Origin of the sequence: Microcoleus sp. K4-B3 (assembly GCF_036704615.1) — a bacterium.
Lineage (GTDB): Bacteria > Cyanobacteriota > Cyanobacteriia > Cyanobacteriales > Microcoleaceae > Microcoleus.
The window spans coordinates 16,700-36,702 of sequence record NZ_JAUBSF010000050.1 but is presented as its reverse complement, the minus strand read 5'-3'; the positions used below and the strand labels follow the sequence as shown (position 1 = coordinate 36,702).

General features: G+C 45.2%; 15 protein-coding genes, 1 tRNA gene and 1 pseudogene. 9 read left to right on the top strand and 8 right to left on the bottom strand.

Annotated features, from left to right (window positions below):
- Positions 1-9 precede the first annotated feature (9 nt).
- The gene (locus tag QUA78_RS20070) at positions 10-321 is read left to right on the top strand and encodes a DUF433 domain-containing protein (protein WP_333398983.1); all 312 of its coding nucleotides are present in this window, start codon (positions 10-12) and stop codon (positions 319-321) included.
- A gap of 17 nt (positions 322-338) precedes the next feature.
- Here the strand turns inward: QUA78_RS20070 and QUA78_RS20065 are convergent, their stop codons facing one another.
- Positions 339-1,661, bottom strand: a complete 1,323-nt coding sequence (locus QUA78_RS20065) for an aminotransferase class V-fold PLP-dependent enzyme (protein ID WP_333303463.1) — start codon at positions 1,659-1,661, stop codon at positions 339-341.
- A gap of 95 nt (positions 1,662-1,756) precedes the next feature.
- Between QUA78_RS20065 and QUA78_RS20060 the strand changes: the two genes are divergently transcribed.
- The 4 genes from QUA78_RS20060 (at position 1,757) to QUA78_RS20045 (ending at position 5,668) form a co-directional block, all read left to right on the top strand.
- Positions 1,757-3,577 (top strand): TM0106 family RecB-like putative nuclease, encoded by a 1,821-nt coding sequence (locus QUA78_RS20060; protein WP_333303462.1) that lies wholly within the window; start codon positions 1,757-1,759, stop codon positions 3,575-3,577.
- 88 nt (positions 3,578-3,665) lie between these two features.
- Positions 3,666-4,793: an esterase-like activity of phytase family protein gene (locus QUA78_RS20055; protein WP_333303461.1), complete on the top strand. Its 1,128-nt coding sequence runs from the start codon at positions 3,666-3,668 to the stop codon at positions 4,791-4,793.
- 56 nt (positions 4,794-4,849) lie between these two features.
- Positions 4,850-4,923: transfer RNA gene (locus QUA78_RS20050), tRNA-Asp, on the top strand.
- A gap of 82 nt (positions 4,924-5,005) precedes the next feature.
- Positions 5,006-5,668: a Uma2 family endonuclease gene (locus QUA78_RS20045; protein WP_333303460.1), complete on the top strand. Its 663-nt coding sequence runs from the start codon at positions 5,006-5,008 to the stop codon at positions 5,666-5,668.
- 58 nt (positions 5,669-5,726) lie between these two features.
- Here QUA78_RS20045 and QUA78_RS20040 read toward each other — a convergent pair whose 3' ends face one another.
- Positions 5,727-5,936 (bottom strand): hypothetical protein, encoded by a 210-nt coding sequence (locus QUA78_RS20040; RefSeq protein ID WP_172189418.1) that lies wholly within the window; start codon positions 5,934-5,936, stop codon positions 5,727-5,729.
- A 98-nt stretch (positions 5,937-6,034) separates the two neighbouring features.
- Positions 6,035-6,532 carry a DUF393 domain-containing protein gene (locus tag QUA78_RS20035; protein WP_333303459.1) on the bottom strand — a complete coding sequence of 166 codons (498 nt, stop codon included), beginning with the start codon at positions 6,530-6,532 and terminating at the stop codon, positions 6,035-6,037.
- Between the two features lie 350 nt (positions 6,533-6,882).
- On the opposite strand from QUA78_RS20035, the gene QUA78_RS20030 reads away from it, so the two are divergent.
- On the top strand, positions 6,883-7,368 hold the full coding sequence (locus QUA78_RS20030; RefSeq protein WP_333303458.1) for a COP23 domain-containing protein: 486 nt from the start codon (positions 6,883-6,885) through the stop codon (positions 7,366-7,368).
- Positions 7,313-10,147, top strand: a complete 2,835-nt coding sequence (locus QUA78_RS20025; protein ID WP_333303457.1) for a tetratricopeptide repeat protein — start codon at positions 7,313-7,315, stop codon at positions 10,145-10,147. The genes QUA78_RS20030 and QUA78_RS20025 overlap by 56 nt, the downstream gene beginning before the upstream one ends.
- Positions 10,148-10,157: 10 nt before the next feature.
- Here QUA78_RS20025 and QUA78_RS20020 read toward each other — a convergent pair whose 3' ends face one another.
- Positions 10,158-11,672, bottom strand: coding sequence for a serine/threonine-protein kinase (locus tag QUA78_RS20020; protein ID WP_333303456.1), 1,515 nt, complete (start codon positions 11,670-11,672; stop codon positions 10,158-10,160).
- 320 nt (positions 11,673-11,992) lie between these two features.
- The gene (locus QUA78_RS20015) at positions 11,993-12,244 is read right to left on the bottom strand and encodes a hypothetical protein (protein WP_333303455.1); all 252 of its coding nucleotides are present in this window, start codon (positions 12,242-12,244) and stop codon (positions 11,993-11,995) included.
- A 52-nt stretch (positions 12,245-12,296) separates the two neighbouring features.
- On the opposite strand from QUA78_RS20015, the pseudogene gltX reads away from it, so the two are divergent.
- A pseudogene (gene gltX, locus QUA78_RS20010) lies at positions 12,297-13,739 on the top strand (glutamate--tRNA ligase); the annotation flags it as partial.
- A gap of 348 nt (positions 13,740-14,087) precedes the next feature.
- Positions 14,088-14,522 (top strand): CAAD domain-containing protein, encoded by a 435-nt coding sequence (locus QUA78_RS20005; RefSeq protein WP_333304454.1) that lies wholly within the window; start codon positions 14,088-14,090, stop codon positions 14,520-14,522.
- 99 nt (positions 14,523-14,621) lie between these two features.
- Here the strand turns inward: QUA78_RS20005 and QUA78_RS20000 are convergent, their stop codons facing one another.
- Genes QUA78_RS20000 through QUA78_RS19990 form a run of 3 tightly spaced genes read right to left on the bottom strand, consistent with a single transcriptional unit; the run spans position 14,622 to position 19,538 of the window.
- Positions 14,622-18,278 (bottom strand): CHAT domain-containing tetratricopeptide repeat protein, encoded by a 3,657-nt coding sequence (locus QUA78_RS20000; protein WP_333304452.1) that lies wholly within the window; start codon positions 18,276-18,278, stop codon positions 14,622-14,624.
- Between the two features lie 40 nt (positions 18,279-18,318).
- On the bottom strand, positions 18,319-19,218 hold the full coding sequence (locus tag QUA78_RS19995; RefSeq protein WP_333304453.1) for an RNA-guided endonuclease TnpB family protein: 900 nt from the start codon (positions 19,216-19,218) through the stop codon (positions 18,319-18,321).
- On the bottom strand, positions 19,122-19,538 hold the full coding sequence (locus QUA78_RS19990) for a helix-turn-helix domain-containing protein (RefSeq protein ID WP_333304451.1): 417 nt from the start codon (positions 19,536-19,538) through the stop codon (positions 19,122-19,124). The genes QUA78_RS19995 and QUA78_RS19990 overlap by 97 nt, the downstream gene beginning before the upstream one ends.
- Between the last annotated feature and the right edge of the window lie 465 nt (positions 19,539-20,003).

Sequence of the window (20,003 nt, the reverse complement as noted above, 5' to 3'; positions counted from 1 at the left end):
ATATCGATTATGACCATCAAAGAACAACTTCTCCAAACCATTGAAACACTGCCTGATGACTTGCTAGCACAAACGCTGCAATTCGTCCAAACCCTTCAACATCCCATTCACAAAACTCCAGGAATTTGTGGCGGTGCAGCGCGAATTCGCGATACCCGCATTCCCGTCTGGACGATTATCGCCTACCAACAACAGGGCGCAACTGAAGCCGAACTTCTTTATAATTATCCAGGAATCACCCTTCAAGATTTGCAAGCGGTTGCGAACTATTACGAACACAACCGAGAAGAAATCGAGCTGTGGCTTGCTGAAAATGAATAACTGCCAATGCTAAAGTTTTACTCAAATGAAAACTTCGCTATAGCGATCGCCCCAACCAACTTATCAATCTCCACCTCAGTGGTAAAATAGTGAACACAAGCCCGCACACAGTCAGGATTAAGAATAGTCCTTACCATAATTCCCTGTTTTTCCAACAAATCGACAAGCTTTTTGTGCGGCATCCCATTAGTTAATCGAAACGAAACTAAACCCGCTTCCGGCGCAGATTTCCGCAAACATTCCACATCGGGAAGTTCCGACAAACGCTCCCAGAGATACTTACTCAAACGGCAGATTTCTGCATACCTTTCCTCGATCGTACCCCATTCATGTTCCAGGGCGATCGCACTCCGCAAACCTGCATACAAAGGATAAGCCGAAGTCGCAATTTCGTAGCGCTGCGATCCCGACTTCCAGCCAAGGACTTTAGCATTAGCATCCGTCACAATTCCCCGCCAACCGATAAACACCGGATGCAAATCTGCCAAAGCTTCCGCACTCACATAAAGCCCCCCCAAACCTTCCGGGCCGCACCACCATTTGTGACCAGTAAAAGCATAAAAGTCAACCCCCGATTCAATCAAATTCAAAGGCAAAACCCCCACAGATTGAGCCGCATCAACTAATACTCTAACTTTGTGCTTCTTTGCAGGCAATTCCTCTTGTCCCTCCCCTTGAATCAGGGACAAATCCTCTTGCCCATCCCCTTGAATCAGGGACAAATCCTCTTGCCCATCCCCTTGAACCAGGGAAAACTCCTCTTGTCCCCCCCCTTGGCAAGGGGGGGTTAGGGGGGGTTCATGACAGACTTTTACAATCTCAGCCAGAGGCAAAACTTGGCCAGTATTCCACAAAATGTGACTGATAACCAACAACCGAGTATTTGGCCGCAAACTATCAGCAATCACCGCCACCGGATCGCCCTCATTCAAAGTAGCCGCCAGCGGACAAATCGAAACCTTAATGTTGAAACGGCGCTGAAGTTCCATTACACTAGCTACAATGCCGTGGTGCTCGCAGTCAGAAAGCAGCAAATGGTCGCCTGCTTTCCAGTCAATGCCCCACAGCGCAATATTGCAGCCGACGGTGACATCTTCAGTTAGGGCGATGGTTTCAGGAGGTACCGTCAACTCAGATGCGATCGCACGTCGCGTCAGCATCGCCTCCTGAACCACCCAAGCCCCCACCTCCCCCGAAAACGGCCCCCCAAGCTGCACCCGTTTGTAAGCCTCATAAATCGCCTCTAAAGCAGGCTCAGGCAGCGGCCCTTGTCCGCCGTAGTTAAAATAAGCTTTATTGGCCAAAGCTGGGAATTGTTGCCGGTGATTGTCCTTTGTCATTTTTTTTGGGGAATTATTGATAGCGTTAATATTGAATAACTAATGCTGTGAATTTTATACCTTTTGCCTGATACTCTATGCCTTGCGAATACTAAATGTTAATAACTGACAAACTACTACTTTCCTATCAGCGATGCCATCTCCGAGCATTTTTAGACACCTGCGGAGACTGGAAACAACAAGACCCCCCCAGCGACTTTCTGCTGAAACTGATGCGCGACAGCGCGACATACCAGCAGCAAGCTTTGGAACACGAGACTTACCAACAACCATATTATCCTAGAGGGGATTGGGAAGCCGGCGCGGCTGCTACATTGAGTTTAATGCAGCAAGGGGTCGATCGCATTTACCGAGGAGTTCTGATCCAGGGCGAATTCGGCCAAACCAACGGCGCAACAACTTCTCTGGTAGGAATTGACAGTCAATATTTCCCAGAATTTGGCGAAATCCCCGAAACTCCCGTTCATCTTTCATCCTCCAATCTGCACTCTTCAAACATTACCCTGATCGGCCGCCCCCATTTATTAATCAAACAGCCGGGACAATCAAAATTTGGCGATTGGAGTTATATTACTGCGGATATTTGGCTTAGCAAGCGACCAAAACAAGAGTATCAAATTATCGCCGCTTTTCACGCCCAAGTTTTAGCTTCCGTACAGGAAACAATGCCCGATACTGCCTGGCTGATGCTGCGAAAAAAAGGCCTGTGGTCGGTGAATCTCGACCAGCGAACTCCTCAGATGTTCGAGATTTTAGAGAACTGCATTCAGATGATAGAACATCGGGATAAACCAGAGGTCTTCATTTCCCGGCAAAAGTGCAATCTTTGCGGTTGGTATACTATCTGTCACGCCGAAGCAGAATCTATTAAACATCTTTCATTATTGCCGGGAGTTACTGCCAGCCGCTATGCTAGACTAAAAACTCTCGAAATTACTGATGTTAGAACTCTCGCTAATGCTAGTTCCGAACTGCTAGCTGAGTATCCAGAATTCCCCGACAGAGTTGCTTTTGATGTGGTGCAGCAAGCTCAATCGCACTTGCTAAATCAACCGCTGTTGCGGGAAGAAGGAAGTTCGGCAACGAGCAATGTACGGGATGTAACGGATAGAAGTTCGGCAGCGAACACTGTACGGGATTTAACAAATTTAACGGATGTAGGTGTGAGGAAAGAAGGAATAAGGGAAGAGGCAGAAGTTAATGAATTTATAACCATACCAGAAGTTGCCGAGAAGAGTTTAGCAACAGTTAATCTTGTTCTGGGAAAGACTACAGAAAATAAACCTGCCGCACCTTCTAAACCTGCGCCAATTCTCCGCAAGAAACCAATTCCGTATTCCCAATCTGTCTTTTTGCCGATCGCCCCAATCGAACTCTACTTTGACATTGAAGCGGAACCCGAGTTAAACTTAGATTACCTCCACGGAGTCTTAGTTGTTGACCGATCCAACAATACGGAAAAATTCCACGGTTTTTTAGCAGAATCAGCAGCAGAGGAAGGTGCAATCTGGCAGCAATTTTTAGAATTAATGTGGGCTTATCCCATTGCTCCGATTTTCCACTTTTGCGACTACGAAGTCAAGACTTTTAAGCGACTGGCTAAACTTTACAATACTCCAGCTTATTTGTGGAAACCCGTGCTGAAAAGGTTTGTAGATATTCACAAACAAGTGACGCAAAAAGCGATTATGCCGGTGGAAAGTTACGCACTCAAACCAATTGCCCGCTGGCTGGGTTTTGACTGGCGAGATGCTAAGGCTAATGGTGCTCAGTGCGTCTGCTGGTACGACGATTGGCTCAAAACCGGCGATCGATCGCTCTTGGAGGCGATCGTCCGCTACAATGAGGACGATTGTCGTGCTACTTATGTAGTTAAAGATTGGTTGACGCATTTTTTGCTAAATCATGAGCCGTGATTTTCAGATTTAACGAACAGCGAAGACGCGAATGGCGCGAAGGAAGAAAGGGAAAAAGTAGATAGGTAATCATGTATTTATTGGTAAGATGCGAAAGCTAGCAAAAGCAACTATATTTATTGTCTGTTTTTTGATAGCAGCAACTGTTGCTATTTGGGTAAACCAGTCAGCCAAATCTTTCGCCGTTACCCAAATAAATTTTATCGGCAGAGCAATATTTCCTACAGGTTCTCCTTTTCAGGGGACAGAAATTGGCGGACTTTCGGGCATTACTTATGATGCCGAGAAACAAGTTTATTATGCCATTTCTGATGACCGCAGCAGCAAGGCTCCGGCGCGCTTTTATACTCTTAAAATTAACTGGCAATCTGGTAAACTGGAAAAAGAGCAAATTACTTTTACGGGAGTCACTACTTTATTAGATGAAAACGGCAAAGGTTTTCCTGAATTAAGTTTAGATCCCGAAGGGATAGCTTTTACAGGCAATAGCGTGTTTGTTTCTTCTGAGGGAGATGTCGATCGCCAAATAAATCCTTTTATCAAAGAGTTCTCCCTCGATGGTAAACTGCTGAAAACGCTGGCAATTCCTGAACTATTTTTGCCGGATGACAAGGGCAGTAAAGGCATCCGCAACAATCTATCATTTGAAAGTTTAACTTTAACGCCCGATCGCAAATATCTATTCACCGCCACAGAAAATGCGTTGGTTCAAGATGGCGCTGTACCTTCCCTGGAAACCGGGAGTCCGTGCCGGATTTTGCGCTACGATGCGGTGAGCGGCAATCCCGAAGCATCGTTTCTCTACATCACCGAACCGCTACCGGCTGGTGCGAATCCTGTGGGAAAATTAACTAGCAACGGTTTAGTGGATTTGGTGGCGATCGACGATAACCGTTTGCTGAGTTTAGAGCGTGCTTTCTCCCTGGAAACAGGCACGACTATCAGAATTTTTGAGATTTCTCTGGAAAAGGGCGATCGTATTGAAGCACTCGAAAGCCTCAAAAGCCGTCTCAGCGAGGTTTCTCCCGCTCAAAAACGCCTGCTGCTGGATTTGGAAACGCTGAAAATTCCCCTAGACAATATTGAGGGGTTGACATTTGGCCCCGCCCTGGCGGATGCTAGCAGAGGTCTGATTTTGGTGAGCGACAACAACTTCAGTCCCCTGCAAGAGACTCAAATTTTGGGCTTCCAAATAAAAGTTCAACAAACCTCTTGACAAAAGGTGAACTTATAGGCATAATAGAAATTGTGCCTGAAAAAACGGCAAAACGAGGGACAGTAGTTCAATTGGTTAGAGCACCGCCCTGTCACGGCGGAAGTTGCGGGTTCGAGCCCCGTCTGTCCCGTTCTCTCGTAAGTCGAAAGTTTAAAATAAATACAAAGTTTAAGCTTTTGGTATTTTATTGATTCAGTAAGGAGGAGCGAAATATGACCGTTACGCTCATTAACCCCTCCCCAGAAAAAACTACACAACGGGTGGTATTATCTAATATCAGTTGGCACACTTACCAAACCTTATTAGCAGAAGCGGGAGACAAGAGATCCTCGCGTTTTTCGTATTCTCAAGAAGTATTAGAAATTCTCATGCCATCAGATTTGCATGAAACTGTTAATTGTTTGTTGAAACAGTTTGTGACTACTTTAAGTGACGAATTAAAATTGAAACGCAAGGGATTTGGTTCGACGACTCTCAACCGTGAAGATTTAAAACAAGGCGCAGAACCGGATTCCTGTTTTTATATCCAAAATGTCGATCGCATTCGCGGCCGAAAAATTAACTTGTTAATCGACCCGCCACCAGATTTAATTATTGAAGTCGATCTCACCAGTCCATCTACTAATCGCTTTGCTATCTACAAAAACTTAGGAGTTCCAGAAATTTGGAGATGTCTCGGAGAGACTGTACAATTTTTTCAACTTCAGAACGGAGAATATGCGATCTGTGAATACAGTGGCGCTTTTCCGATTGTTTCTTCAGGAATAATCAATCAATTTTTGCAGATGGCCGAGATGGAGGATGATACGACTATAATTGACGCTTTGCGAGTATGGGTCAGGCAGCAGTTGCGATCGCCCGAAAATGAGCAATAATACTAAACTTAATTTAACTAATTCCTTTCTCCCACGGACGATCGACTCCAAGCAGCGCTCAAAGGTGTTGGAGAATAAACGGGCGCGCTATCTGATAAGTCAAAACTAGAACGATGGGCACGAGGATCGGAATAGCCACTAACAATCCCCATTTGCCAAAGCTAATTTTTTGACCGTCCGATTTGAAGAGGACAATCACAGCGACAATTCCCATCAGTACCCAGAGGCCGCCGAAGCCAATGAAAACTGTATAGCCTGCATCTTGCATTTTTTTCCCGCTTTTGATAGTAGTCCATCTTTAATGTTAGTTGCAGTCTGTTTCTGCTGACATCTTCTGATAGACCGATCGAACTTATTAAATATGACTCATTTTGAGTTGGGTTGGCAGCGGCCTTGACTTTCGCACTCGATCCGCTGAGTTCGATCGCTCATAATTGTTGCTAAATCCGGCCTTCCCGTCAACATCAGCCGCCAGTCTGCCCAAATTCCGTACAGCCAATTGGCGATCGCCCCGAGCACTGGTAACTTAGTCACAGCATAAACCCAGCCCATACCTAAAATCTCGTAAGTGCGGCGAAAAACCTCCACATTTTTAACCGTCGTACCGTCGGGTAATATCGCGTGAATCCGACCCATCGCCGTTTCGTAGTCGATTCCGCCGTGGGCCTCCGGGTTGTAGCCATCCTCCGCAATATCCACAAACGACACTAAACCTCGCCCCGCATCGCGTTTTTTTAAGAAATTAACCTCCCGCACGCACAGAGGACATTCACCGTCGTACAGCAACTCAATCTGCCAAGCAGGGGCAGCAGACTCGGGTGAGGGCGCAACAGATTCGGAAAACTCGGTTTTAGCAGCAGACATAGGGAAATATATTTGAATGTCGTCGATCGCACACAAACTTTTCAGGAATTACGCATGGGAGTCCAGAAACCGGGTTTTTACTGAGAAGACGCGTTGCAGCTCCCAGATTCGGCAAAAAACCCGGTTTCTTTGGTCGGAGTGCGTAATTCCTATATTTTACAAGACTGAACTCCCATTGCGCTATCTGCTGTTAGTGGCAACCTGGATGTTTTTTGCTTCTACAATTGCCTTGATGTGGTCAAGTAGGTTTTCAAATTTCATTAAACCTGCAACCAGCCTGACAGCTCTGCTATGATAAGCGTAAGGTCAGAGAAAATGATTTGTTCCTCTCCATGCCGGTGAAGTTCAAAATGAAAAAACGATTTTTCCCAGGATGTTTGGTCGGTTGTCTGTTGGTAGGGGTGATGAGCGGCTGCGATCGGAGGATACTCCCGGTCGATCAAGGAAGGTTCTTCTGTAACAAGGACAAAAACGGTATTCCCACCACGTTTGTTGAGACTTCTCAAGGGACACAGCCTGTGATTCGCTGGAAATCAGAAATTTTTACAGCAGCCGGCTACGACCCTGAAACACGCTGTAAACAGGTGTCACTTAGATTTCAACAAGCAGCAAATAACGGAGGTCTTCGATATCTTATATCAGAAAAACAAAACAAGCAGTCAGTGATTTGTATTTCTGACAAAGAAAACGGAACTTGTAATCTGAAACTATTTGACGTAACACCGCCAGATACCGTACAGAGCGTACTTAGTAAATTACAGCCTAATGCAAGTAAGCCACTTGAACAAAGCGGTGGTGAACCTTATCTTGCTATTACAGAACTTCGCAACCCGTAAAAACTTTCTAAACAAGCTTTGTTACCATTTCACAACTAATAGTAAATTAGAGGGTTGGCGTTTCCCCGCCCTCCTTTCCCATACTCAGCAAACACGAAAAAAGATAAAAATGAAAAACCGGCATCTTTTTATCCTGACTTGTCTAAGCAGTTTTTTGCTCATTTCACCCGTTCTTTCTGGCTGCGATCGAGTTAATAGTTTTGTACAGCAATTCCAGTCAACTGGAATTGCTAAATTATCGGAACCAGCATTAAAAGAACTCTCTGAATCCATCACCGTGCGCGTGACTACACATAAATCCGGCGGCGGTTCAGGAACCTTGATTCATAAAGATGGTTCTAGTTACACCGTATTGACAAACGCTCACGTTCTTGGTGAAGATGAAGCACCGTATAGGATCGAAACCCCAGACAAAAAAACTTACTCCGCCTCAGTTGTTGAAAATGTTAAATTTAGTGACAATGATTTAGTTTTATTAGAGTTTGTTTCTGACGCAAACTATGAAACTGCAAATTTTCCTAATTTGAATAATATTAATGCAAACAAGTATGTAAATATTGGTGAAAAAGTTTATGCCACTGGTTTTGCTTCTGATGATGAAGGCAAGGTCAATTTTACTACTGGAATTCTAGAGTTTTTTCCGCCTAAAAAAATTACAAATGGCTACCGGATAGGCTACACCAATCCTATTAAAAAAGGAATGAGTGGTGGCCCTATTTTGAACCAATGGGGAGAGTTAATCGGCTTAAATAGCAGACACTCTTATCCCACTTTTGGGGATCCATTTGTCTTTCAAGATGGAACTCGCCCCAGCGAAAAGGAACGCAAAAAAATGGTTCCTTTGAGTTGGGGAATGCCGATAGAAATATTAGCAGAAACTGCCTCAAAATTCGTCAATCCACCTTCACAAACTCTCACAGGTTTACCCAGTGAAATTGAGAGAAAAGCAAAACAAATTACAGTTAGAATTGAACGACAAGTTGGGGGTGGTTCAGGTGTAATTATTGCCAGCCATAAAGCAGAAAAGGAAAATAAATATACCTGCTACGTCCTTACCGCTTCTCATATTCCCATAAAAACTGAACAGGATTATACCATTATCGCTCCAGATAACCAACGATATACGATCAAGCCCGGAACCGAGAAAAAATCGGAAGGTTTAGATTTTGCAGTCGTTTCATTTACTAGCGAAACCAACTATTCAGTCGCTACTCTGGGAAATTATGAATTAAAGGATAATAGTTACATTTTCGTCTTTGGTTGGCCTGTATCTAAAAACTATAGAAAACCCAGTTCTCTCCTGACTGCTGGCTGGTTTTTGTCTCCAGAAAAAGCTCGAATATACGATGCAAAAGATGCTTTTTCTTTGCAAGAGGGTTATGAACTGACTTACACCAATATGACGCAAGGAGGGATGAGCGGGGGCCCTGTTTTTGATACTCAAGAACGAGTTATAGGCATTCATGGAAAAACCGAAACACAAGATGGCGTTAATATAGGTTATAGTTTAGGGATACCAAGTAAAACAATTTTAAGTTTGATAAATAACTTAGGGGTTCAGAAAAAATGGTTGTCAGTAGAAACGTCTGCACCTGAATTTCCGACAAAAGAAGTTGACAATATTCTCCAGATGTCACGAACTATAGTAGAACCCTCAAGCGAGGCTAAGGAGGAAGATTGGATCAACTATGGGAATCAATTATGGAGAGTTGCTCAAAATCCAGATGAGCATTCAAAGGCGATTGATGCTTTTATAAAAGCCATTGAAATTAATCCTAATTCGTATATTGCTCGGTACGCAGCGGGATTAGCAGCAAAGGCTAAAAGAGATTATCGTTTAGCAAATATAGCCTTTAGTAAGGCAGTTGATATCAAGCCAGATTTGTATGCAGCTTGGCGTCAAAAAGGAGACACACATTACAGTCTACGAGAGTACCAAGACGCGTTGAATGCTTACGAAAAAGCCATTGAAGAAGCAGAAAAACAGAATGAAGAAGATTTTGTTTTGTACTTGTGGAAAGGTGTTGTGCTGTACGAATTAAAACGTTATCCACAAGCCATAAATGCTTACACTAAATCCATAGAACTTAAGCCCCATCCCTATACCTACGACAATAGAGGATTGGTATATTCTGCCAAAGGAGAGAATGATAACGCTCTTAAAAATTACAATGAGGCAACTAGATTAAAACCTGATTATGCCATTGCCTATAGCAATAAGGGTGATGTCTATGATAAGAAGAAAGACTATGACAACGCTCTTAAAAATTATAATAAAGCAATTGAATTAGGTTATAAAAATGCCAACATTTACCGCAAAATTGGGAATATATATTATGGTGACGGCAAAAAGGACTACGACAAAGCTCTTGAAAATTACAATAAAGCAATTAACTTAGGCTATAAAGATGCCAATATTTATATATTTCTGGGGTATATATATTCTAATGAAAAGCAAGATTATAAAAAAGCTCTTGATAATTACAAGGAAGCTCTTAAACTAGATGGTAAAAATGCTAATATCTATCTCTATATGGGAAATGTCTATAAGGAACAAGGAAAGAATCAAGAAGCTGTTGAAAATTACGATGCAGCGATTAATTTAGATCCTAAAAATGCCTACGCCTACAACAATAAGGGGCTTGCTCGTGAAAACATGAAGGATATAGATGCAGCCATTGCCGATTTCCAAAAAGCATCAGAACATTGTGGCAAGGGAACCTTAAGCTGCGAAGACCCACGAAATAATCTCAAAAGACTTGAAAATAAGATTGAGTGAGTTTTGGAAATTAACGAATTTCAAAAGATTTTCTCATCGGTTCAATAACTTTTTCTTCATCTTCTGAAAAATTGCTATCTTCACCTTTATAGGTCACGATATAGGCTTGATTATTCTTAACCGTCCAAATCAATTTATGCTTTATTTGGACAACGTTTTTTCCAGCCGAGTCTTTTTCTTTTGTAATAAAAACAAGCATTTGTGCTGTATTGTTTGCCAAGGTTGTTTTTTGTGGAGTGTTTGGGAGTAGATCTTTGCTAACTTGTTTATTGATTATTTTCTGCTTCAATATGTTTTCATAATAGTCCTGAGACGACATCTGCCTAGATAATTTTTCAGAATAAACAGTCACAATTTCTCGAAATCCATTATCTTTCGGCGACTTGAAGACTATTCCATCAAGGGTTATTCCAGTAGCAGAAATCGATGGTTTCCATTCAGCCGGATATTTGAGCTTGATTTCTTGATTTTCATAATATGAATAACCAAACATAAATTTAACAACCCACTCACGAATTTCTTCATTAAACGGTGCAATGATTACCGCAATGAGTGCGATTGCAAGCGCAGTTGTCTCTTTATGAGAGCGAAACCAAGATGAAATAGACATAAAAGAAACAGGGGGTTGAGAAAGTTGAGTTGATGCTAAAATAGGTGCTGCTGAAATCAAAGTTTGACTACTTTTTTGATTCGACAAAAAACCATCTAAAGCCTGCAAAACTTCCACCGCAGAAGCATAACGCTGTCGGCAATCCTTACGCACCATCTTATCAATAACATCTGCCAATTCGCCACTCACGGACACCGCATCCCGCCACTGAAACTCCCCCGTCACCGCATCTTCAGGAAATCCCCCAAAATTCGGTTCGGGATTTAAACCCGTCAACGCCTGAATCGCAATTACTCCTACCGCATAAACATCACTACTAAAACGCGGTTTCCCATTCGCCTGTTCATCGGGCATATAACCGTGAGTTCCGATCACAATCGTAGGCGTAACTTGACCGTGCATATTCACCGACAAACAGCCAATTTCTTTAACAGCCCCAAAATCAATTAAAACAATTTTTCCATCCGACTGACGCCGAATAAAATTAGCCGGTTTAATATCCCGGTGAATTACACCCTGACCGTGAACAAACGCCAAAACCTCTAAAATATCCTGCAACAGCGAAATCACCTCGTTTTCGCCCTTCTGCGTACCGCGAATCAACTCATTGCTTAAGACATCCCCCTCAATAAACTCCTCAACCAAATAAAAGTCTTGATTTTCCTCAAAATGCGCTAATAAACGCGGAATGCGATGGTGATTTCCCAATCGGTGTAAAATTTCTGCCTCTTGATTAAATAACCGCGTACCTTGTTGTAAAATAAATGGTTCATTAGACTGAGGCTGAAAGCGCTTTACGACACAGATCGGGTGGGCAGGTAAATCCCAATCCTCCGCCAAAAACGTCTGCCCAAACCCCCCCGCACTCAGAGGTTTAACAATGTGATAACGGCCTCGTAAAACAGTTGCATTCATCTCTTTTTTATGCTAATAAAACCGATGATTTAGAAACCTTTTTTTTTACAGCAATTTTCAGGTGAGTAGACCGAGGGTGATTGAACCATCCCATAGCATCCCATACTCTTAATGTAAGTCATCACATCCGCGATCGCCCTCAGAGAGTGCTTCACGGTCGTGACCAGCTCACACCCACCCACAATGTACTTTGAGCTTGTCAATGACTGCGATGCCCCCGGCTTCAATTGTGGCGCTAAAATCTGCCTAACATTATCTAAAGCCCTTTACTACTACCTTTAGGTTAGCATTTTTGTAGTCCAATCACCTGAAAATTGCTGTTAACAAAAATAGACAAATCCCGCTGGGGAGCGCATTGCCTGTCGGCGGGCAGTTATTTGTGCTTTGAAAATAGTCCCAAAGGTGAATCCAGTCTGGGCCGCCCGCAATGCTAATATCATCAAGATGCCATCTGCTGCCTTGACGGAACTGTAGCCCGATCGCATATTATCAAGCAATTCGAGGCAAAACACCTGCCAAGGACAACTTTTAAGTCGGCAACAAAATATAATAAAATTTGAAGTCTTAAACATCAGCTATTCCCCCAACCCGTAAATCGCCCCCAATCTAAAAGCAAAAATCTACATGAATGTCAGAGTCCGTCTAGCCCCCAGTCCCACCGGAAACCTACACATCGGTACCGCCAGAACCGCCGTATTCAACTGGCTGTTTGCCCGCAACCAAGGCGGCACATTCATCCTGCGGGTAGAAGACACAGACGTAGAACGTTCTAAAAGCGAATACACCGATAACATCCTCCAAGGCCTCACCTGGCTGGGTATGAACTGGGACGAAGGCCCGAGTTTTCAGTCCCAACGTCTGGAAATATACCGCCAAGCAGTCCAAACCCTGCTAGACAATGGACTCGCCTACCGCTGCTACACCACGTCGGAAGAACTCGACGAAATGCGGGAAGCACAAAAAGCCAACAAACAAGCCCCCCGCTACGACAACCGGCACCGCAACTTGACAAGCAAACAGCGCGCAGCTTTTGAAGGCGAAGGGCGACAAGCTGTGATTCGGTTTATCATCGACGACGATCGCACAATTTCTTGGAACGACATGGTGCGCGACACCGTAACCTGGAAAGGTAGCGACCTCGGCGGCGATATGGTGATTGCCCGTGCATCCAGCGGCGGCGTCATCGGCCAACCACTTTACAACCTCGCCGTAGTTGTCGATGACATCGACATGGGCATCACCCACGTCATCCGCGGCGAAGATCACATCGGCAATACTCCGAAACAAATATTGCTATACGAAGCTTTGGGCGCGACAATCCCAGAATTTGCCCACACGCCGCTGATTTTAAACTCCCAAGGACAAAAGCTTTCTAAACGCGACGGCGTAACCTCGATTTCTGACTTCAAAGATATGGGCTACCTGCCCGAAGCTTTAGTTAATTACATGACTTTGCTCGGTTGGACTCCGCCGGATTCAACGCAGGAAATATTTACACTGTCGGAAGCAGCAGAATTATTTACATTCTATCGAGTCAACAAAGCCGGTGCAAAATTTGATTGGGATAAACTCAATTGGCTGAACAGTCAATATCTGCACAAAATGCCAGTGCCGCAATTGACAGATTTGCTGATACCTTATTGGTGGCAGAAAGGCGGTTACGAGTTTGACTTAGAGGCAGACCGCCCTTGGCTCGAACAAATAGCTGCTTTAATCGGCCCGAGTCTCGTTCGCTTAACCGATGCTGTGGATATGTGCAAGTTATTCTTCTCCACCACGGTGGAATACGAAGAAGAAGCACTGGCACAATTGCAGCAACCAGGGGCTGCACAGGCTTTACAAGCAGTTGTAGAAGCGATGGAAAGTCATTCATCCCTGACATCAGCGGAAGCTCAGAAAATCACTAAAAAGCTCAGTAAAGAGAAAAATCTTAACAAAGGGCTAATTATGCGATCGCTCAGAGCCGCTCTGACAGGTGCAATGCACGGCCCCGACCTGATAGAATCTTGGGTAATCCTTCACCAGCGGGGGACGGCTAAAACTCGCTTGCTTGATGCCATTAGCAACTTGAATTTGCCGGCTGTTGGTGTCGCGGCCGAAACTCCTACCCCAGAACAGCAAAACGCGGAAACTGCAACCGAAACTTCTGTCGCACAACAGCCGGCAGCGTCCGTTTCACCAGCCGAAATACCGACTTCAGCACCAGAGGTTTCAGCAGTCGAAATATCGGCTCCTGAAGCAGTGGCGGAGCCCGTTTCAGCAGTCGAAATACCGACTTCAGAAACAGGCGAAGTGTCGGCTCTTGAACCAACCGACGGGGAGGTTGCAGCAGTCGAAATACCGGCTCTTGAAACAGCCGCAGCAGCAGTTGAAATACCTGCCGCCAACCAGCAAAAAACTATTGCGAGTGGAGAAATGACTTCATCAAACGAACCAGAAACAACCGTTATCATCACCGACATTCCTGCCGGAAATGAAGCAGACAGTTCGCTCGGTACAACAAAAGTCATAATTACCGACGAACCGCCAAGTCAGACCCAGCAGATCAAAGAACAAATTATCTCAATTTTGTCCGAGTTTCCCGCTTACATCGGCAGCTTTTACGAGCAATACAAAAGTCCCCTGACTGTTATCGGTGTAATTGTAGCCTCGATTATCTCTTTGAAAGTGCTTTTGGGGATAATAGATGAACTCAACGACATCCCCCTGCTAGCACCCACATTCGAGCTAATTGGTATCGGATACACCGGGTGGTTTATCTACCGCTATTTGCTGCGATCGTCCAATCGGCAACAATTAGGTCAAGAAATTCAAGCCTTGAAAGAACAAATTTTCGGCAAAAAATCCTAGATTTTTGCTGTAATTTGTTGAATTTATGCCCGACACTGACAACTTTAAATAAGTTGTTAGTGTCGGGTTTTTAAATGACTAATGACTAATAACTGATAACTAAACCCCAGCCGCAGTAAAAGCCGCCCAATAATAAGGATTAGCAAAAGGATAGGGTTTGCGGTTGCGAATTTGCTGCAAAGAAGCCTCCGCAATCAGGCGAGAACTTTGAGAAAGCCGATCGAACATTTGCGAAATTTGAGGTTGAAAATCTGCCAGCAACACCTCCAATTGCTCGCCAGTCAAATCCCGCAGCCACCTTTGAGCGTCCGCCAGCGCAATCGCCACATCTCCCACCTGCAACCTAGGAAACCGTGCAAGATTTTCATAAAACTTGCTCGTCAGCAGCAGCGTAGAAACATCGTTCACCTTCCAAAGACTGCTGACCACACTAGACGTGCCAGCATACAACAAGCCCGCCGACAAACCGACAAAATCTCCTCCTGCACCGCTAACTCCGCCGGCCGCAATTTCGCAACCCGATAAAGTAACTAAAAAATATTGCCGAAAATCCAGATTAAAAATTTCCTCCAAACTCAGAGACTCATTCCTAAAAAACACGCCAGATTTCAGCGGCAAAGCCAAATTAAGCAAACTCAAACAAGCAAAATGAGCACATTTTTTCTGCTGCAACTGCCCTATTGGCTGGGAGAAATTCTCATTATTAGCAGACATTCCTAGGGAAAAAGCCTCTTTAATTGCGGGCTTCTGGCGCACAACTTCTGCACTAGAAAAATACTGGGAAATATTGCCGATTTCAATGTTGCTGTAGAACGCATCTCTGGTGAAAGTTGGAACTGCCAAAAGGTGCTGCAAACGGGGTCTGTACCGACCAATAGCTGCTTCGCGCGCACTTTGTCTCAACAGCAATAGCTGACAGCTAGGAGCATAGCGAATTCCTCCAGCAAATCGATCGATCAAATAAGCAGCAGGCGCTGGAACCTCGCCAAAAGCCGAACTTTGAGAAAAATCCGAAACGCTGTGAGTCTCCAGATCTAAACCGCTGCGATCGCTCAACCCAGACCTAAAAATTCCCCCAGCGTCCTCAAACCCGTCTCTCACCCCCTGAGGCAAAGCGTGGAGCGGCAAAGCGTGCAAAAATCGGTGCGGCACAAAAATCAGCCGATCGCAATTCTCCGGAATCAGCGCCACCACTCGATCGATTTCCAGCAGCGAGGCCAAGCGTTTGAGGCGAGCCGGGAGATGATTGATCCAGCGACCTTTTTGTTCGGAATAAGCGCTGAGGTAATCCTGGGCCCAACTTTCGGCAGCCAAAGCATTTTGTGGCGAACAGAGGTGAACGGCCGGATATTGTGCATTCTTGACCACTACAAAAGCAACCAGTAACTCCCCTAAACTCGCCCACACCACAGCAGCGCAATTGGCATCAGGCAACAATTGGCGAATTTGCTCGAAAGCGATCGGCTCAACTTTGCGAGCTAGGCTGAAGAAAGGGTCGTTTGCCTGCACCTCCCGCGCAATCAACCTATCAAACTGCTTCCACAATTGATTTAAGTGCATGAAGTCCGAGTTCGGCAGCAGAGAACCGCTGTTCAAACCTTGGCTATCGCCCTCAGAAATCAAGGTAGTGTTCCGCTCGGGTTCTCCCTGTTCTTGATGCCGCTGTTCCCCCGCTATTTCCAGTTGCAGCGACTCCAACTCGCTTCGCACCGCTGCGGGAATTTCGGCTTTCGGAGTCAGGTGGCATTTAACCAGCAGTTCTACCAAATTCCGATTTTTGTGGCGTTCGGCGTATTCCAGAGCCTTAGCGTAATATTCAGGTTGGGTGGCGCCGAGCTCCAGGCAAACTTGCACCAGGCATTTATAGAGTCCAGCCCAAGTGCGGGTTAATTTGACTTTTGCGGTACTCGTCCGATCGCCAAAATCGACTGTATCAACCCCAACTTCGCAACGCAAGAATTCAACAGTATCGACAGCAGCAGTAAAAACCCCGTAGGCGCCAAGCAAGTCGCCTCGAACTCGGTAAGCTTGACCCAAATAAAATAAAATTTCAGCCCAGCGGTGGGGATAGCTTTCGCGAGTGTAGACTTGCGTGGCGTTTTGATAGCAGCCGCTCGCGCTTTCCATGTAGGACAAGTTTTCCGCCTCCATCAGTTGTGAATAAGCCCTGCCGAGATAAATTTGCAGCATTGCCCAGCGGTTGGGATAGGCCTGCCTGGTGTAGACTTCGCCCGCATTTTGATAGCAGGCGATCGCGCTTTTGAGGTTGCGGTTTTTTTCCCCCTTCACGTGTTCGCAGAAAGCGCGGCCGAGGTAGGCACACAGCATTGCCCAGCGTTCGGGAGATTTTTGGCGGTTGCAAAACAGTAAAGCATTTTGATAGCAGGCGATCGCCATTTCCATATTTTCGGCTTTTTCCCCTTTCACCCGCCGACTGTAGATCCTACCGAGGTAAGTTTGGATCGAAGCCCAGGCTTCGGGAAATTTGATGCGGGTGTAGACTTGTAAAGCATTTTGATAGCAGGCGAGCGCCATTTCCAAATTTTCCACCGGATCGCCTTTGATGCGATCGATAAACACCCGGCCCAAATTTTTTTGAGTCGTCGCCCACTGCAGCGGAAAAGCTTCCCGAGTCCGCACTTGCAAAGCTCTCTGATAGCAGGTAACCGCGTATTCGAGATTTTCGGCTCGGTTGCCCCGCAGGAATTCGCAGTAAGCATTTGCCAAATTATTTTGAGTCGTCGCCCAGCGCCGGGGAAACAGCTTGCGGTTGTAGACTTGCAAAGCATTGTGGTAGCAAGCGACAGCCAGTTCCAGATTTTGGGCTTTGCTGCCCCGCAGGCGGCGGCTGTAAGCGCGGCCGAGATTGTTTTGAGTGCTCGCCCACTCTTCCCCGAAACTTTCGCGGGTGCGAACTCGCAGCGCGTTTTGATAGCAGGCGATCGCCTGTTCTAGATTTTCTGCCGGATCTCCCCTGAGGCGCTCGCTGTAAGCGTTGCCCAGATTGTTTTGCAGCGTCGCCCACTGTTCCGGGTACTGTTCGGGAGTGCGCACTTGTAGGGCATTTTCAAAGCAAGCGATCGCCTGTTCGATATTTTGAGCCTTATCACCCTTGGGACGATCGCTGTAAGCGTTGCCCAGATTGTTTTGCATCACCGCCCATTCTTGGGGAAAGTCTTTGCGGGTAAACACCTTAGCAACTGTTTCGTAACCGGCAATTTCGATTTCCAAGTTATGAGCCTTGCTGCCGAGGGGAAACCGCCCAATTTTGTTGCTCAGATTGCCGATTAACGCTGCAATGCGCCTAGTCTCGGATTCTTTGGCAGCAGGGAGCACCAAAGTGGCCCAGTGGCGCAGCAGTTGTGCGAAATTCTGGTCGAGTTTGTCTAAATTGTTTCTCAGCAGCGAGTACAGGTGCTGCGAATCAGCGCCGCGCGCGACTGCCTGCAATACTTCTGCTAAAAAAGTCAGATATGCTGCCCCGGTTGCGGGCAATTTATAATTCCCTTTTGCAGATTCTAAGGGTGCGATCGCCCTTTGGAAAAATTTTGCAGCTTTCAGCAAGCTTTCTCGCGTCAGTGCCACTTCTTCCAAATAAAGCGTTTGCACGAACCCAAAGTCGATCGACTTTGGGTTCGTCCTCAAAATCAAATCTATTCCTGAGTCCCCAGGATTTTCCAGCAGCGCTTGGAGCATATTAACATCTGTTTTGCGACGCTGTTCGTCCATCGTGCATTCCGCCAAACTATTAACCATAGGAGCGCTGCTTCCGTGCAACCAAGTGAACTACCCACCGCTAAATCGGAATACCGAATATAGTAGGGGCTTCTGTACTCATAGGCGAGTGCCTCAGCTTAGACTTTCGTCCCAGCTTTGGTCTTACCTCGCCTTCTAAAGCAGAGACGGCTGCACCTTCCGCCTTTAGTATAGTGATACCTTCTGCTATCATACTTATCGCTGCGTTCGCCTCCCGATCGCGATCGGTCGCACAGTTAGGACAAGTCCATTCCCTCGCATCTAATGGCATCTCGGTCATTTGATGGAAACAATTAGAATATAGTTTAGAACTGGGAAACCATCTATCAATCTCAACTAAGTTCCCGCCTTTGCGTTCCAACTTGTAGGCTAAGAAGTTGGTAAAAGTTCCCAAACCCTCATCTGATATTGGTTTCGCCAAATTGGGATTGCCAACCATGCCCAAGACATTAAGGTTTTCTACTATGACTGCGAGGCTATCGCTGACCAACTTATAACTAAGTTTATCTATAAAATCTTGCCGCGAACTCTCAACCCGTTCGTATACCTTGGCAACAACTTTTCTATATTTGTACCTAGAATTACTTCTTGTCTGCTGGCGCCTTAACTTTTGCTGCTGGCGCTTCAAGTTCTTCTTGTGCTGGGCCAAACGCTTGGCATTGTCATATTTAGATACTTTTTTGCCCTCGTTGACAATACCAAAGTGTTTCAATCCTAAATCAATGCCATAAATCCTACCTTCTTTTGTTGTCTGGTTCTCACCCTCAATTTCACTCTGTATAGATGCCAGATATTTCCCTGAACAATTTTTACTAATAATTAGATTCTGGATTTTTCCCTCAATTAATCTATATATTTTTGGTTTTGGTATTCCCCCCTTGCCGAAAACTTTGACATTTTCCTCTCCAAAATAGGAGGCTTGACGATACTTAAATGACAGTTTTTCATCCTGACAATTGAATTTAGTAAGCCCAGCCAATGTATAAAAAAATTGTAGGCAGTGGTTAATGTAAGCGCATTAGCTGACAAAAGTTGGCTGTAACACTCATCTAACCATGCACTGCCATCTGATTTTTTGAGAGCAAGAAAAAGTGTGTTGAGCCTGGAGCAGCCAAGTCTTTTACGAGTTGTCTTATAAACTTCAATTGATTTATTTAGACCATAATTCCACCACCAACGCGCACAAGCCAAAGTGGGAACTACTTGTATTTGTTGATTTTGGGTAGGATACAAACGAACTTGGATAGCCTTGTGTAGCAATCAACATCACCTCCTTGGTTCTTCTATTCTCTCACAATATACAGTTGATGAGCAAAGCATTACGGAAAAAATGGGTGACGGCGATTGCATTTTTCCTCTCTTGAAAGCTGTCCCAATAATTGCTCAAAGATGCAATGGTCGTCACCCGCCCTTCCCACTAAACGGAGTACGGTGATAGTGGGAAGCGCGCAAAATAGTTAAACCAGGATTCACAAGTCCCAATACACACGCGGATAGCGCAAATAGCACCTAGAATCGCTAATAGTATTATGTTGCGCGCTGCTCTTGAGTAAAATCCCGGTAAAAAGCGCCGTCAGTCTGTGGGGGCGGTTTTCATATCGTTTCCGGTTGCATCAATATTGTTCCAATGTCCAAATGTCCAAACAGTAAACAGTCAACAGTCATCAGGAGTGCAACCGGAATTGATATCACAGACAGTTCTAAATTTGACAAACCCGCCCCGAC